The organism is Streptomyces sp. 2A115, from assembly GCF_052245575.1.
Taxonomy (GTDB): domain Bacteria; phylum Actinomycetota; class Actinomycetes; order Streptomycetales; family Streptomycetaceae; genus Streptomyces.
In genome coordinates this window covers 105,730-120,613 of the sequence record NZ_JBQQCG010000001.1, presented here as the reverse complement: position 1 = coordinate 120,613, position 14,884 = coordinate 105,730, and the positions used below count along the sequence as shown (strand labels likewise).

Sequence of the window (14,884 nt, the reverse complement as noted above, 5' to 3'; positions counted from 1 at the left end):
TCGGGCCCGAACTCTCAGGCCCGAACTCTCAGGTGCGGAACGGGAATCCGTACACATGCAGCGCGACGTTCTCGCGCCCCTCGGTTTCGCCGGCCGCCTCTGCGGCACGTCCACGCTCCTCGTACTTCCGGAGAACGGCGGACAACTCCTCGGTCAGCTCGGACAGTTCACCGGCCGTCAGCCGCATCAGGAACTCGCTGTCGGAGGTGGCGCTGTTCCACTCTGGGCCCCAGGTAAGGCGCTCGTCGAGGTAGCGGCGGTAGAGGTCGCCGCGCTGTTCGTGGAAGAGTCGGCTCGCCGCCCGGTGCGCGGCCGCCTTCTCGGGCGCGTCCCGGAAGTCCTCGCTGTGGATGCTCACCTCGTCCGAAGCGGGCTGCCACCACCGCTCCCGCCCGTCCCCGCTCCGCGGCTCGGCCCCCTCGATCAGCCGGTGGTCGGCGAGCTTGCGCAGGTGGTAGCTGACCAGCGAAACCGCCTCGTCGACCTGCTCGGCGAGCTGCGACGCGGTCGCGGTACGCGCCACGATCAGCGCGCGGTAGAGCTGTGACCGCAGGGGATGCGCGAGCGCCTTGAGCGTGCCGAGGTCGGTGATGCGGCGGTGCTCTTTGTCGTCGGCGTCGTCGGCCATGACTTCACCGTAATTACGCAAGAAAAGTTGCGCAACTAAAATTGCGCGACGTTCCTTGCCCGACCGGCCCCCGCCAGTCGCCCGACCGCCTTCACGCTGACCCTGATCGATCGCCGGCCGCCATAGCTGAGCGGGATCTCCCGGATGCGGACGACGGCCGTGTCGGCGGGGTCCGCGCCCGCGGCGACGGCGGTCTCGTGGGCCTGCCCCAGGGCGTTCAGGCGGCCGATACCGGCCGAGACGACCGTCTCGTGCTCCCGCTGACCAGGGACGGCTGCCAGAGAGACAGCCCGAGCAGCAGGATCACGCCGCCGAGGGCGAAGTAGAGGTAGGTGATGTTGGCGGCGAACCGCGCTCAGAAGAGTTCGCGCGGGCGCCCACGGCGTTCCGCGTCGGGGGATGTGGTAAATGCCGCGGGCCTCGACCCGGCCGGGCACGTCGCCACCGGAGTCGGGCAGGCCCGTGGCCGTCCTGCTGAGGGTCCACGGTCACCATCGCACAGAGTTATTGGCCTACAGACCAGCAGAAGGGGAGGGTGGGGAGTCCACCAAGAGGGCTTCGCTCCGTCACGCGGCGCTCTGGCCCCCTCTCCCGGGAGGGGAACGGAAATTCTTAGGTCGAATGAGTGACCTTTGCGGGTGGTGCTCGTTGAGTGCCATGACAGGGTCTTCGGCCGGGCGGGGGTGAACGGGTGGGCGGGCTGCGGGAGTTGACGGAATCCTTCGTGGTGCCCGGTCCCTCCGGGGTGGCCATCCGGGACCGGCTGCGGGTGTCGCAGGCGGACGCGGCGATGCTGGCCGAGATCGGGATGTTCCTCGGCTCGCTGGCCGCAGGTGATCTGGCAGATCGGTCCCGGCAGGGGCTGGCGCATGATGCCGCGTCATGGGCGGTGCGTAAGCGGGAGCTGACGGGTAAGTCGTCGGCGCGTTGGGCGGGCAGTATCACCAAGGCCACGCATGACCAGTGGGCGCTGGCGAGGCGCGGGCAGGTGGCGCATCTGAATTGGCTACGGAGGCAGGTCGCTGCGGTCGAGGCGCGGTTGGCGAGGCCGCTGGGCGCCAAGGCGAACAAGGGGGAGGGGCTGGCGCGCGGCTATGCCTCGCGTGGTGAGTGGCATGCCAAATCCCGCCGTCTGCAGGCCTTGAAGGACCGGCTGGCGGGGGTGGAGGCGGACTGGGCGGCGGGCCGGGTGCGGGTGGTGCGCGGCGGCAAGCAGCTCGCGAACACCCGCCACCATCTTGAGGCGGCCGGGCTGAGCGAGCAGGCCTGGCGGGAGCGGTGGCAGGCGGAGCGGATGTTCCTGGCCGCCGACGGGGAGTCCGGCAAACGGTTCGGCAACGAAACCATCCGCGTCACCGACACCGGCCAGATCACCATCAAACTCCCTGCCGAGTTGGTCCACTTGGCGAACGCACCGCGCGGCCGGTACGTGCTGGACGCGACCGTACGGTTTAGGCATCGGGGCGGGGAGTGGCGCGACCGGATCACCGCGAACCGAGCGGTGGCCTACCGCATCCACCACGACGTGGCGCGCGGCCGCTGGTATGTCACCGCAGCCTGGCAGCGCACCGCTGCCCCCGTCCTGCCGCTGGAGGCGGCGCTCGTCCAGGGGTGGTCGGGGTGGACATGAACGACGACCACCTCGCCGCCTGGCACCTGGACGGGCACGGCAACCCGGTCGGTGAGCCGCGGCGCTTTTTCTACGACCTGACCGGCACCGCGGAACACCGTGACGCCCAGATCCGGCACGCGCTGACTCGGCTGCTGCACTACACCCGTCGCTGCCAGGCCGCCGCGATCGCCATCGAGGACCTCGACTTCACCGACGGCACAAGCCGGGAGAAGCACGGCCGCAACAAACGCTTCCGCCGCCTACTCTCCCGTTTCCCCACCGCGAAACTCAAGGCCCGGCTGGTCTCGATGGCCGCCGAGCAGGACATCGCGATCGTCGCGGTGGACCCGGCGTACACCTCCCGGTGGGGTGCCCAGCACTGGCAGAAGCCCCTGACCACACCGGCTCGCAAGATTTCCCGGCACGATGCGGCGAGCATCGCGGTCGGGCGACGCGCCCTCGGGCACCCGATCAGGCGACGGACGGCACCGCCCCACCCCGACCAGAGTGATCGTGGTGGGCATCGGACCGTCCAGGCCCGACCGGAGGCTCGACGGCGTGAGGAAACCCGCCGCCACCCGCCCGGACCGCGCACCGGATGCGCGCCGCCGGGCCGTGGAGCGAAAGCGGGGGACCAGGGTGCCCAACACCGTTCGGGGCACCCGGCTGAGCATGGGTTCTGGCACCAGGACTCACTCCCACTCAGCCTTTAGGAACGGTTTGCCCGGACCGTACGGTCGGAAGTCCCCTATGAGCGCAACGCAGCCCACCGCCAAGAGCCGACGCCTGTCCCCCGCCGAGCGGCGACAGGAGATCATCGAGGCGGCGGCGCTCGCGCTGGAGGAGGGGCTCGCGGCCGTGACGTACCGCGGCGTCGCCGCCCGGCTCGGCTGCGCGCCGGGCCTGGTCCACCACTACTTCGACGCGGTGGAGACGCTGGAGGCGGAGGCGTTCACACACGCCGTCACGACTGACTTCGAGGGCACGTTCCGGGAGGTCGAGGAGCTCGACGACGCGGTGGACGGCCTGCGGCACCTGCTGCGCATCTGGGTCTCGGAGAGCCCGGAGCCGCACAAGACGGTATGGCTCGACGCCTGGTACCTGGCGGCCCGCAAACCCCGGGTCCACGCGGCCGTCGACCATGCCATGCGCAAGACCCACAGCCTTCTGGTCGCGGTTCTGGAACGAGGCCTGCGCGAGGAACGCTTCGCCCCGCACGACCCGGACTCCCTGGCCTGGCAGCTCCTCACAACCCTGGACGGCGTCATCGTCCACTCCTCGATCGGCGTGAACCAGGGCATCGTGGACGTCCCCCGCACCATCGCCCACTTCACGGAAACGGCCCTGGGTTTGGAGCACGACACCCTGGCCTCGACCTTCGACGACTGAACCGTGAAAGCCCCGGCGCGGCGCCGCGCCCCGTAAGGGGCGCGGGGAACTGCGCGATCAACCCCCACGGCCCGCAGCCAACGACGAGCAAGCCCGCCCCTCAGGGGCGCGGGGAACTGCGCGCCCAGCCACAACCAACCGGCACCCGACAACCCAACAGACACCCCACAAGGGGCGCGAGGAACTGCGCGACAAGCCCCCACCAACCCGCACCCACCCGCAAACCCGCCAACCCGCCAAGCCCAGCGGAGCGTTACCGCACGGGCCGCCCCGCCTCCCGAAGCGTCTGCTTCACCTCACCGATCCGCAGATCCCCGAAGTGAAAGACAGACGCCGCGAGCACGGCGTCGGCACCCGCGGCGATCGCGGGCGGGAAGTGGGCCAGCCGCCCCGCTCCCCCACTGGCGATCAATGGGACGCTGACGTGCTTGCGGACGGCCTCGATCATCTCGATGTCGTAGCCGTCCTTCGTACCGTCGGCGTCCATCGAGTTGAGCAGGATCTCGCCCGCCCCCAACTCGGCCGCTTGGTGCGCCCATTCGACGGCGTCGAGGCCGGTGCCCTTGCGGCCACCGTGAGTCGTCACCTCGAAGGACCCGCTCTCAGTCCTGCGCGCATCGACCGAAAGCACGAGCACCTGCCGCCCGAAGCGCTCCGCGATCTCGCGGATCAGTTCGGGCCGGGCGATGGCGGCGGTGTTCACACCGACCTTGTCCGCCCCGGCCCGCAGCAGCTTGTCGACGTCCTCCGCCGTGCGTACCCCGCCCCCCACGGTGAGCGGGATGAAGACCTGCTCGGCCGTGCGGCGCACCACGTCGTACGTGGTCTCGCGGTTCCCGGAGGACGCCGTGATGTCCAGGAACGTCAGCTCGTCGGCGCCCTCGGCGTCGTACACCTTGGCCATCTCGACGGGGTCGCCCGCGTCGCGCAGGTTCTGGAAGTTGACGCCCTTGACGACCCGGCCGTTGTCCACGTCCAGGCAGGGGATGACTCGTACGGCCAGGGTCATGACTGGGGTGCCTCTCGGTACGCCTCCACCTCGACCTCGACCACCAGGCTGGGGTCCACGAAACCAGAGACGATGATCATTGATGCCGCGGGCCGGACGGAGTCGAACAGCTCCTTGTGAGCGCGTCCGACGTCGTCCACATCGCGGGCATGGGTGAGGTACATGCGCGTACGTACGACGTCGTCGAGGCCGAGGCCCAGCTCCTTCAGCGCCGCCAGCGCGACGTTGAACGAGTTGACCGCCTGCTCGTACGGGCCGCCTCCGGCGATCTCGCCGTCGACTATCGAGGTGCAGCCGGAAACCAGCACAAGACCGTTCGGCAGCTGCACCGCGCGTGAGTAGCCGAATGCCTCCTCCCACGCGGTTCCGGTCGTGACGCGTCGCACGTCGCTCACTTGGCTACCGCCTCCAGGGCCTCTTCAAGGGTGAACGCCTTCGCGTACAGGGCCTTCCCGACGATCGAGCCCTCGACACCGAGGGGCACGAGCTCGGCGATGGCACGCAGGTCATCCAGGGAGGACACGCCTCCGGAGGCCACCACGGGACGGTCGGTCGCCGCGCAGACGTTCTTCAGCAGCTCCAGGTTGGGGCCCTGAAGCGTGCCGTCCTTCGCGATGTCGGTGACGACATAGCGGGCGCAGCCCTCGGAGTTGAGCCGCTCCAGCGTCTCGTAGAGGTCGCCGCCGTCACGGGTCCAGCCGCGGCCGCGCAGGGTCGTACCGCGTACGTCGAGACCGACCGCGATCTTGTCGCCGTGCTCGGCGATGACCTTGGCGACCCACTCCGGGGTCTCCAGCGCGGCCGTGCCGAGGTTGACCCGGGTGCAGCCGGTGGCGAGGGCGGCCGCCAGAGAAGCGTCGTCCCGAATGCCGCCGGACAGCTCGACCTTGATGTCCATGGCGCCGGCGACCTCGGCGATCAGCTTGCGGTTGTCGCCGGTGCCGAACGCGGCGTCCAGGTCGACGAGGTGCAGCCACTCCGCGCCCGCGCTCTGCCAGGCGAGCGCGGCCTCCAGAGGAGAGCCGTACGAGGTCTCCGTACCGGACTCGCCGTGTACGAGCCGGACGGCCTGGCCGTCACGGACGTCCACGGCGGGGAGGAGTTCGAGCTTCACGGAAGACATCGGGGGCATCAGAGGGTTCCGATCCAGTTGTTCAGCAGCTGCGCTCCGGCGTCGCCGGACTTCTCGGGGTGGAACTGGGTGGCCCACAGGGCGCCGTTCTCGACGGCCGCCACGAAGGGCTTGCCGTGCGTGGACCAGGTGACCAGGGGGGCCCGCATCGCCGGGTTCGTGATCTCCAGGGACCAGTCGTGGGCGGCGTACGAGTGCACGAAGTAGAAGCGGGCGTCCGGGTCGAGCCCCGCGAAGAGCTGCGACCCGGCCGGCGCCTCGACGGTGTTCCAGCCCATGTGCGGCACGATCTCGGCCTGGAGCGGCTCGACCGAGCCGGGCCACTCGTCGAGGCCCTCGGTCTCGACGCCGTGCTCGATGCCGCGCGCGAAGAGGATCTGCATGCCGACGCAGATGCCCATGACCGGGCGGCCGCCCGCGAGGCGTCGGTCGACGATCCAGTGGCCGCGCGCCTCCTTGAGGCCCTGCATGCAGGCGGCGAAGGCACCCACACCGGGCACCAGCAGCCCGTCCGCGTTCATGGCCGTGTCGAAGTCACGCGTGATCTCGACGTCGGCACCCGCGCGCGCGAGCGCGCGTTCGGCGGACCTGACATTCCCGAAGCCGTAGTCAAAGACGACTACTCGTTTGGAAGGGGTGCTCAATTCCACACCTCCAGCCTCAGGACGCCCGCCACGAGACACATACCGGCGCCGATGGAGAGCAGCACGATGAGGCCCTTCGGCATCTTCTGTTTGACAAAGGAGTAGACGCCGCCGAGCAGGAAGAGCCCGACGACGATCAGAGTGGTGGAGAGGCCGCTCATGGCTTACAGGGCACCCTTCGTGGACGGGAGGATGCCGGCCGCGCGCGGGTCACGCTCGGAGGCGTAACGCAGCGCCCGGGCAAGGGCCTTGAACTGGCACTCCACGATGTGGTGCGCGTTGCGTCCGTACGGCACGTGCACGTGCAGCGCGATCTGGGCCTGCGCGACGAAGGACTCCAGGATGTGCCGGGTCATCGTTGTGTCGTACTCGCCGATCATCGGCGCCATCTTCTCGGGCTCGGTGTGCACGAGATACGGACGGCCGGACAGGTCGACGGTCACCTGGGCGAGCGACTCGTCAAGCGGGACCGTGCAGTTGCCGAAGCGGTAGATCCCCACCTTGTCGCCGAGCGCCTGCTTGAAGGCCGCGCCCAGCGCCAGAGCCGAGTCCTCGATGGTGTGGTGCGAGTCGATGTGCAGGTCGCCCTCGGTCTTCACCGTGAGGTCGAACAGGCCGTGGCGGCCGAGCTGGTCGAGCATGTGGTCGTAGAAGCCGACCCCGGTCGACACGTCGACCTTTCCGCTGCCGTCGAGGTCGATCTCGACGAGAACGGAGGTCTCCTTGGTATTGCGTTCGACACGGCCGACGCGACTCATGCGCTCTGCTCCTGTTCTAGGTCCTTCTTCAGTTCGCGTACCGCATCGAGGAACGCGTCGTTCTCTTCCGGCGTACCGGCGCTGACCCGCAGCCACCCCGGCACTCCGTTGTCCCGGACCAGGACGCCCTGGTCGAGGATCTTCTGCCAGGCCGTGTGCGAGCCGTCGCGGCCGTCGAACCGCCCGAACTGCACGAAGTTCGCGTCCGACTCGGTCACTTCGTAACCGATCGCGCGCAGTTCGGCGACCAGCCGGTCCCGCTCGGCCTTCAGCTGCTCGACGTATCCCAGCAGCGTGTCGGTGTGTTCAAGGGCGGCCAGGGCGGTCGCCTGCGTGATGGCGGACAGGTGGTACGGCAGCCGAACGAGCTGGACCGCGTCGACGACCGCCGGGTGGGCGGCGAGATAGCCGAGGCGGAGTCCGGCCGCGCCGAACGCCTTCGACATCGTGCGCGAGACGACGAGATTCGGCCGACCTTCGAGCAGCGGAAGGAGCGAGTCGCCGTGGCTGAACTCGATGTACGCCTCGTCGACCACGACCATCGACGCCGAACCCTGACTGGCACGCGCCGCCTGCGCGGCCTCGTACAGAGCGAGGACCGTCTCGGCCGGAACCGCGTTGCCCGTGGGGTTGTTGGGGGTGGTGATGAAGACGACGTCCGGCCGGTTCTCGGCGATCGCCTTCTCGGCGGCCGCGAGATCGATCGTGAAGTCCTCGTTACGCGGACCGGAGATCCACCCCGTGCTGGTGCCGCGCGAGATCAGGCCGTGCATCGAGTACGAGGGCTCGAAGCCGATCGCCGTCCGGCCGGGCCCGCCGAAGGTCTGCAGCAGCTGCTGGATGACCTCGTTCGAGCCGTTGGCCGCCCAGACGTTCTCGACGCCGATCGCGTACTTGCCGGTCTTGGTCAGGTACTTGGCCAGCTCGGTGCGCAGCTCCACCACGTCCCGGTCCGGGTAGCGGTTGAGGTTGCGGGCGGCCTCGCGCACGCGCTCGGTGATCCGCTCGACGAGCGAATCGGGCAGCGGGTACGGGTTCTCGTTGGTGTTCAGGCGTACGGGGACGTCGAGTTGGGGCGCGCCGTACGGGGACTTGCCGCGCAGCTCGTCCCGGACGGGAAGGTCGTCGATCCCAAAGGAACTCACTTGCCGGGCACCTTCCATCCGCTCTGCCAGTTTTGTTCGCCTGCGGCAAAACGGGCCTTGATCGCCGCGCCGTGCGCCGGCAGGTCCTCCGCCTCCGCGAGCGTCACCACATGGTGCGCCACCTCCGCGAGGGCGTCGCGCGTGTAGTCGACGATGTGGATCCCGCGCAGGAAGGACTGGACCGACAGGCCCGAGGAGTGGCAGGCGCAACCACCGGTCGGGAGTACGTGGTTGGAACCGGCCGCGTAGTCGCCCAGCGACACGGGCGCCCAGGGGCCGACGAAGATCGCGCCGGCGTTCTTCACGCGGTCCGCGACCGCGGCGGCGTCCGCCGTCTGGATCTCCAGGTGCTCGGCGCCGTACGCGTCGACGACCCGCAGGCCCTCGTCGACGCCGTCGACCAGCACGATCGCGGACTGCCTGCCGTTCAGCGCCGGGACGATCCGGTCCTCGACGTGCTTGCTGGCCGCGACCTGCGGCTCCAGCTCCTTCTCCACCGCGTCGGCCAGCGCGACCGAGTCGGTGACGAGGATGGCTGCCGCGAGCGGGTCGTGTTCTGCCTGGCTGATCAGGTCGGATGCCACGTGCACCGGACTGGCGGTCTCGTCCGCGAGGACCGCGATCTCGGTCGGGCCGGCCTCGGTGTCGATGCCGATCTTGCCGGTGAAGTAGCGCTTGGCGGCGGCGACCCAGATGTTGCCGGGGCCGGTGACCATGTTGGCGGACGCGCAGGACTCGGTGCCGTACGCGAACATCGCGACGGCCGTGGCGCCGCCGACCGCGTACACCTCGTCGACGCCGAGCAGCGCACAGGCGGCCAGGATCGTGGGGTGCGGCAGACCGCCGAAGTCCGACTGGGCCGGAGAGGCGAGCGCGATCGAGCCGACGCCGGCCTCCTGCGCCGGGACCACGTTCATGATCACGGAGGACGGGTAGACGGACCGGCCGCCGGGCGCGTACAGCCCGACCCGCTCGACCGGCACCCACTTCTCGGTGACCGAGCCGCCGGGCACGACCTGAGTGGTGTGCGTGGTGCGGCGCTGCTCGCGGTGGACGATGCGGGCGCGGCGGATGGACTCCTCCAGGGCCGCGCGGACGGCCGGGTCGAGCTCGTCCAGGGCCCGGGTGAGCGCCGCCGCGGGCACGCGCACCTGGTCGAGCCGTACGCCGTCGAACCTCTCCGCGTAGTCGATCAGCGCCGCGTCGCCCCGATGATGCACGGCCTCGCAGATCGGACGCACCTTCTCCAGGGCGGCTGATACGTCGAAGTCGGCTCGGGGCAGCAGGTCGCGCAGGGCGGAGCCCTCGGGGAGGGCGTCGCCGCGCAGATCGATTCGGGAGATCACACAGGCAATTCTCTCAGACCGGGATCGGGCGCCGGACGCCTGTATCAGTCGTTGATACAGGCTGGGCGCCGGGCGCTGGGACAGGACTGGCGTCCGCGTCCGGGCGTGGCCCGATTTCGCGGCTGTTACGTGTTCCGGAAGATCGCCCTCACGGTTGGCGTTCGGGGCGTCACCCAGCGGGAATCACCTGAACGACTGTATGAAACCCGCGAGTAACAGGGGAGAGAGGGAAGAACCGTGACCCAGGGTGCCGGCACCCTCGCCGGAGACCTGCCCGACGACCTGACCGCCGCCGAGGCCGGCATGTGGCAGGCGTTCCGCAACGGCAGCGTGTACGACCTGCGTGCCGGCGACTCGATCATGGACGATCCGCACGGCGGCCATCCGTGGGGCCCCGAGCGCAGCGTGCGGGCCCGGATCATGGCCTGGCTGCTGCTGGACGGACCGCCCGCGCTCGACGGCCGCGTCTCGTCCCTCAAGCTGACCGGCGTCCAGATCATCGACGTGTTCGACCTCGCGGGCGGCACGGTCGTGCCGTACGTCGAGATGAAGGGCTGCCGGTTCGAGAAGGAGATCCTGCTGCCCGAGGCCAGGTTCACGACCGTGCGACTGGTGGACTGCTCGGTGCCGCGTCTGGAGGCGGCCCGGCTGCACACCGAGGGCGACCTGCATCTGCCGCGCTGCCGCTTCCACAACGGCGTACGCCTCACCGACGCGCACATCGGCACGGATCTGCTGCTCAACCAGGCCATCGTCTACCGGGACCGGCGCGGCCGCTCCATCACCGGCGACGGGATGACCGTGGGCCAGGACCTCCAGGCCGAGATGCTGGAGTCGCACGGCGAGCTGAGCCTGCGCGGCGCCACGGTCGGCGTCTCCCTCAGCCTGCGCGGCAGCAGGCTGGCCAATCCGTACTCGCGCATCGCGCTGAACGCCCCGCAACTGACCGTCGGGCGGACGCTGTACATGACCCCGGCGGGCGTCAGCAATCCCCTGCAGACGAGCGGCCGGACACCGGCGCGCGGCACGCGCGTGCAGCGGTTCGAGAGCGAGGGCGGGATCCGGCTCGACGACGGCCGGTTCGGGGACGCCGTGGACTTCGGACAGGCACGCTTCACCCTGCAACACGACCAGGAGATCTCGCTGCGCCGCGTCCAGGCGCCCGAGCTGCGTTTCCAGGGCGAGAGGCCGCAGCGGGGGCGGGTCGTGCTGAACGGGGCGCGGGTGGTCAACCTGGTCGACCAGGCGGACAGCTGGCCGGGCGCGGGCCAGCTGCAGATGGGCGGCTTCCAGTACGAGAACCTGGTGCCGCGCGGCCCGTTCCCGCTGACCAGGCGCCTGGAGTGGGTGGCCGCGGCGACCCCGGAGTACAACCCGGAGCCGTACGAGCGGCTGGCCACCGTGCTGCGCAACGGCGGCGAGGACGAGGACGCGCGCGAGGTGCTGCTCGCCAAGCAGCGGCACAGACGCGAGAACCTGCCGATCGCCGCCAAGCTCTGGGGGTACGCGCAGGACTGGACGGTCGCCTACGGGTACCGGCCGGGTCGGGCCGCCGTCTGGATGGCGGTGCTGTGGGCGGCCACCTCGATCGCCTTCCGGCACGCCGACCATCCGCCGCTCAAGAGCGGCGAGCATCCGCCGTGGAACCCGTCGCTGTTCGCCCTGGACCTGCTCCTGCCGGTCATCGACCTCGGCCAGGCCGGCTACTGGCAGCTGCGCGGCGGCTGGCAGTGGCTGGGCGCGGCGGTGATCCTGCTGGGCTGGGTCCTGGCGACGACGGTGGCGGCGGGCGCGACGAGGCTGCTGCGCAGAGGCTGAACTGCTTCCTGGACGGGTGCAACCATTGGCTCATTTCAGCTGTCTTCAGACCGCAACCATCAATTGATTGAGCGGCCAAGACGGCGAGCACCCGGCCCGCGAGAGCGGCGCCGGTTCAGGCGCAGGGGGGAACAGGGCACCATGGCATTACTGCGCGCCCTCATCCGTACGGTCCGGATGGCACGGAACACCTCACGTCTCGCCACCGGTCTGCCCACGGACGACGAAGTGCTGCTCGACGCCCCCGACGAGCGGCTCGGTCCCGCGCTGGTCGCCGCGGGCCGGGGCGAGTACGGGCCCGCCGCCAAGCTGCTCGCCACCACCCGGGAGGCCGCCGAGTGGGAGAACCGGGACCGCTACGCGACGCGCCTCGCCGCCTTCGCGCGCTCCCGGGCCGAGTGGTTCGACGAGTGGCGGTCGGCAGCCCCGCACGACCCGGACTCGCTGCTGGTCAAGGCCGAACTCGAGGTGTGCCGGGGCTGGGAGTCGCCGGCCCGTGCCGAGCTGCTGCGCCAGGTGTCGCCGCTGATCTCCGCGGCCGCCGAGGGCGACCCGCGCGACCCGGTGCCGTGGCGGATCGCGCTCGACCACGCGCGGGGCACGAACGTGCCGCACACCGAGTTCGAGCAGCTCTGGGGCGAGGCCGTGCGCCGCTCCCCGCACCACTACGGCTGCCATGTGGCCGCCCTGAAGTACCTGTCCGCCGCCTGGTACGGCTCGCACCGCGAGTGCTTCGACTTCGCCGAGCGGGCCGCGCAGGACGCGCTGCCCGGCTCCCTCGTCCAGGCGCTGCCGGTGCGCGCGGCCTTCGCGTACCTGACCGAGGGCGGCAGGACCGTCGTGCCGAGCGATCGGCTGCACGCGGCGGCCGACCTCGCGATCGCCGTGTCCGAGGAGTACGCGGCCGCCGACCCGTGGCCCGCGGAGGTCCGCAACCTGCTCACCTACGTGCTGATCCGCCTCGAACGCTGGGAGGACGCGCTGGAACAGCTGCGCCTGATCGGGCCGTACGCCACCTCGTTCCCCTGGGACCGGGTCTCGGACGATCCGCTCGGCCAGTTCCTCGAACTGCGCGACGGAATAAGGCTCGAAGTGGCCTCGGGACTGCCCCTGAAACTACGCGCCGCGGACCTTCCGTATCCACGGAGTGACCGCGGCGGACGCGCTACCTCCGGCGACCACTAGGCTTTCGCGTCGTGACCACCGTCCGGCTCCCCCTCTTCCCCCTGAACTCGGTGCTGTTCCCCGGGCTCGTGCTGCCCCTGAACGTCTTCGAGGAGCGCTATCGCGCCATGATGCGGGATCTGATGAAGACTCCCGAGGACGAGCCGCGCCGGTTCGCCGTCGTCGCCATCCGCGACGGCCACGAGGTCGCGCCCAGCTCGCCCGGCATGCCGGACCAGACGGCCGTACTGCGGCGCGGGCCCGCGGCCGGCTTCGGCGACGATCCGACGAAGGCCTTCCACGACGTGGGGTGCGTCGCGGACGCCGCGACCATCCGGGAGCGGGCCGACGGCAGCTTCGAGGTACTGGCCACCGGGACGACCCGGGTGCGGCTGCTCTCCGTGGACTCCTCCGGGGCCTACCTGATGGCCGAGCTGGAGGAGCTGGCGGAGGAGCCCGGCGAGGAGGCGGGGGCGCTGGCCGAGGGGGTGCTGCGGGCTTTCCGGCAGTACCAGAAGCGGCTGGCGGGTGCGCGGGAGCGGTCCCTGTCGACCGGGGCCGATCTGCCGGACGAACCGGCCGTCGTCTCGTACCTGGTCGCGGCCGCGGCGATGCTCGACGTGCCGGCGAAGCAGCGGCTTCTCCAGGCCCCGGACACGGCGTCCCGGCTCCGGGAGGAGCTGACACTGCTGCGTGCGGAGACCGCGATCATCCGTAATCTGCCGTCGCTGCCCGCGTCGGAGCTGACGCGGGGGCCGACGAGTCTCAACTGACGTGAGTCTTGACCGAGGTGGGTCTTGAGGCAGGTCCTGACTGAGGTAAGCCTCAACTGACGTAAGGCGTAGGTCTCTTGGCGAAGAAGTCGAAGAAGCAGCAGGCGGGCGGGACGCCCGCGACCGTCGCGCTTGCCGCGGCGGGGGTCGAGTTCACGGTCCACGCCTATGAGCACGACCCGTCGCATCCCTCGTACGGCGAGGAGGCGGCCGAGGCGATGGGCGTCTCTCCGGAGCGGGTCTTCAAGACGCTGGTCGCGGACGTCGACGGTGAGCTCACGGTCGCCGTGGTGCCCGTGGCGGGTTCGCTCGACCTGAAGGCGCTGGCCGCGGCGGTGGGAGGCAAGCGGGCCGCGATGGCCGATCCGGCCGCCGCGGAGCGCTCCGCCGGGTATGTGCGCGGGGGCATTTCTCCGCTCGGCCAGCGGAAGAAGCTCCGTACGGTGTTGGATTCGTCGGCCTCGGCCCACGCCACGATCTGTGTCTCGGCGGGGCGCCGAGGGCTTGAGGTCGAGCTCGCTCCGGAGGACTTGGCCAAACTCACGGACGCGGTGTTGGCGCCTGTTGGCCGTGCGTGAGGTCTCGACGGATGCGAGGTTCTCCGTTAAGCACGGAGGACATGTCCAAGAAGACGCGTAAGCGGAAATGGCGGGTCAAGAAGGGGCGGTCCAACCACGGGCACCGGCCTGCGTAGCGCTCCGCGGGTTCGGCGGTGACGCTCCGCTGGGTTTGATGTTCGGCTGGGGTCGTGGGGCTGGTCGCACCCCGGCGGCGGAGCCGCACAATGTCACCGCCCCGCGCCCCTTATGAAGTCGGCGGAGCCGGAGGGTATTGGTTCTGCTGGTACGGGTCCGGGTCCCGCGGAGCGAACAATGCCATCAGGCCCAGGTGGACCACGAGGGCCCCGAGGGACCAGGCCAGTAGGGCACCCTTGGCGTTGAGTTCCAAGGGTGCGTCGAAGGTGACGCCCTTGCCGACCTCCTTGGCGTGGGCCGCCACGTCCTGCTCGGGGCCCAGCCAGATGCCGAGGCGCCAGGCGAGCAGGGAGCCGAGGATGCCGCCGAGGGTGAGCGCGATGACGAGCGGGATGCCGCCGCGGCGACGTATGAGAAAGACGACCAGTGCGCTGACCAGGCCGAACCCGAGCGCGAGCAGGATGAACGTGCCGTCCACCCCGACGGCCTGCTCCCCCTCCGTGTCCTGGAGGAAGACCGTCTCCGCGTCCGAGACCAGCGGCACATGCGGCGCCAGCCACCACCACAGCACTCCGAGCAGCACCCCACCGAGCGCCATCGCGACCGTGATGACGGCGGCCTCGCGTATTTCGGTCTTCATCCCGGGGCCGTCCTCCTGATAACCGGCGAGGCCGAGCGCACCACCGGTGGGCGGCGCCTGCCACAGGTCGTGCGGAGGCTGGTTGTGCGGGGGCGGAGGCGGAGTCAGCGGTGCGGTCACTCTGCCATCGT

Annotated in this window: 15 protein-coding genes and 1 pseudogene; 6 read left to right on the top strand and 10 right to left on the bottom strand. The window is 70.3% G+C overall.

Annotation, left to right across the window (positions count from 1 at the left end):
• Window positions 1–28: 28 nt before the first annotated feature.
• Window positions 29–628 carry an ArsR/SmtB family transcription factor gene (locus ACTWQR_RS00550; protein ID WP_443224814.1) on the bottom strand — a complete coding sequence of 200 codons (600 nt, stop codon included), beginning with the start codon at window positions 626–628 and terminating at the stop codon, window positions 29–31.
• A gap of 790 nt (window positions 629–1,418) precedes the next feature.
• On the opposite strand from ACTWQR_RS00550, the pseudogene ACTWQR_RS00545 reads away from it, so the two are divergent.
• Window positions 1,419–2,953: pseudogene (locus ACTWQR_RS00545) on the top strand (IS200/IS605 family accessory protein TnpB-related protein).
• Between the two features lie 37 nt (window positions 2,954–2,990).
• Entirely contained in the window at window positions 2,991–3,629 is a 639-nt protein-coding gene (locus tag ACTWQR_RS00540) for a TetR/AcrR family transcriptional regulator (protein ID WP_443224813.1), read from the top strand.
• A gap of 253 nt (window positions 3,630–3,882) precedes the next feature.
• Here ACTWQR_RS00540 and hisF read toward each other — a convergent pair whose 3' ends face one another.
• The 8 genes from hisF to hisD are packed head-to-tail and all read right to left on the bottom strand — an operon-like array spanning window position 3,883 to window position 9,663.
• The gene (gene hisF, locus ACTWQR_RS00535; protein ID WP_443224812.1) at window positions 3,883–4,638 is read right to left on the bottom strand and encodes an imidazole glycerol phosphate synthase subunit HisF; all 756 of its coding nucleotides are present in this window, start codon (window positions 4,636–4,638) and stop codon (window positions 3,883–3,885) included.
• A complete protein-coding gene (locus ACTWQR_RS00530; RefSeq protein ID WP_443224811.1) occupies window positions 4,635–5,033 on the bottom strand; it encodes a RidA family protein in 399 nt (132 codons plus the stop codon). The genes hisF and ACTWQR_RS00530 overlap by 4 nt, the downstream gene beginning before the upstream one ends.
• A complete protein-coding gene (gene priA / locus ACTWQR_RS00525; RefSeq protein WP_443224810.1) occupies window positions 5,030–5,761 on the bottom strand; it encodes a bifunctional 1-(5-phosphoribosyl)-5-((5-phosphoribosylamino)methylideneamino)imidazole-4-carboxamide isomerase/phosphoribosylanthranilate isomerase PriA in 732 nt (243 codons plus the stop codon). Before priA ends, ACTWQR_RS00530 begins: the two co-directional genes overlap by 4 nt.
• Before the next feature lie 8 nt (window positions 5,762–5,769).
• Window positions 5,770–6,420, bottom strand: coding sequence for an imidazole glycerol phosphate synthase subunit HisH (hisH, locus tag ACTWQR_RS00520; RefSeq protein ID WP_443224809.1), 651 nt, complete (start codon window positions 6,418–6,420; stop codon window positions 5,770–5,772).
• Window positions 6,411–6,575: a hypothetical protein gene (locus ACTWQR_RS00515; protein ID WP_443224808.1), complete on the bottom strand. Its 165-nt coding sequence runs from the start codon at window positions 6,573–6,575 to the stop codon at window positions 6,411–6,413. Before ACTWQR_RS00515 ends, hisH begins: the two co-directional genes overlap by 10 nt.
• 3 nt (window positions 6,576–6,578) lie before the next feature.
• Complete coding sequence (gene hisB, locus ACTWQR_RS00510; protein WP_443224807.1) at window positions 6,579–7,172, bottom strand: imidazoleglycerol-phosphate dehydratase HisB; 594 nt, start codon at window positions 7,170–7,172, stop codon at window positions 6,579–6,581.
• On the bottom strand, window positions 7,169–8,317 hold the full coding sequence (locus ACTWQR_RS00505; RefSeq protein ID WP_443224806.1) for a histidinol-phosphate transaminase: 1,149 nt from the start codon (window positions 8,315–8,317) through the stop codon (window positions 7,169–7,171). The genes hisB and ACTWQR_RS00505 overlap by 4 nt, the downstream gene beginning before the upstream one ends.
• On the bottom strand, window positions 8,314–9,663 hold the full coding sequence (gene hisD, locus ACTWQR_RS00500) for a histidinol dehydrogenase (RefSeq protein WP_443224805.1): 1,350 nt from the start codon (window positions 9,661–9,663) through the stop codon (window positions 8,314–8,316). Before hisD ends, ACTWQR_RS00505 begins: the two co-directional genes overlap by 4 nt.
• Before the next feature lie 237 nt (window positions 9,664–9,900).
• Here hisD and ACTWQR_RS00495 point away from each other — a divergent pair, with 237 nt between their 5' ends.
• The 4 genes from ACTWQR_RS00495 (at window position 9,901) to ybaK (ending at window position 13,996) form a co-directional block, all read left to right on the top strand.
• Complete coding sequence (locus ACTWQR_RS00495; RefSeq protein ID WP_443224804.1) at window positions 9,901–11,481, top strand: oxidoreductase; 1,581 nt, start codon at window positions 9,901–9,903, stop codon at window positions 11,479–11,481.
• 141 nt (window positions 11,482–11,622) lie between these two features.
• Window positions 11,623–12,666, top strand: a complete 1,044-nt coding sequence (locus ACTWQR_RS00490; protein WP_443224803.1) for a hypothetical protein — start codon at window positions 11,623–11,625, stop codon at window positions 12,664–12,666.
• A gap of 11 nt (window positions 12,667–12,677) precedes the next feature.
• Window positions 12,678–13,418 (top strand): LON peptidase substrate-binding domain-containing protein, encoded by a 741-nt coding sequence (locus ACTWQR_RS00485; protein WP_443224802.1) that lies wholly within the window; start codon window positions 12,678–12,680, stop codon window positions 13,416–13,418.
• Between the two features lie 77 nt (window positions 13,419–13,495).
• Window positions 13,496–13,996 carry a Cys-tRNA(Pro) deacylase gene (gene ybaK / locus ACTWQR_RS00480; protein ID WP_443224801.1) on the top strand — a complete coding sequence of 167 codons (501 nt, stop codon included), beginning with the start codon at window positions 13,496–13,498 and terminating at the stop codon, window positions 13,994–13,996.
• A gap of 226 nt (window positions 13,997–14,222) precedes the next feature.
• Here ybaK and ACTWQR_RS00475 read toward each other — a convergent pair whose 3' ends face one another.
• On the bottom strand, window positions 14,223–14,873 hold the full coding sequence (locus tag ACTWQR_RS00475; protein ID WP_443224800.1) for an AAA family ATPase: 651 nt from the start codon (window positions 14,871–14,873) through the stop codon (window positions 14,223–14,225).
• Window positions 14,874–14,884 lie beyond the last annotated feature (11 nt).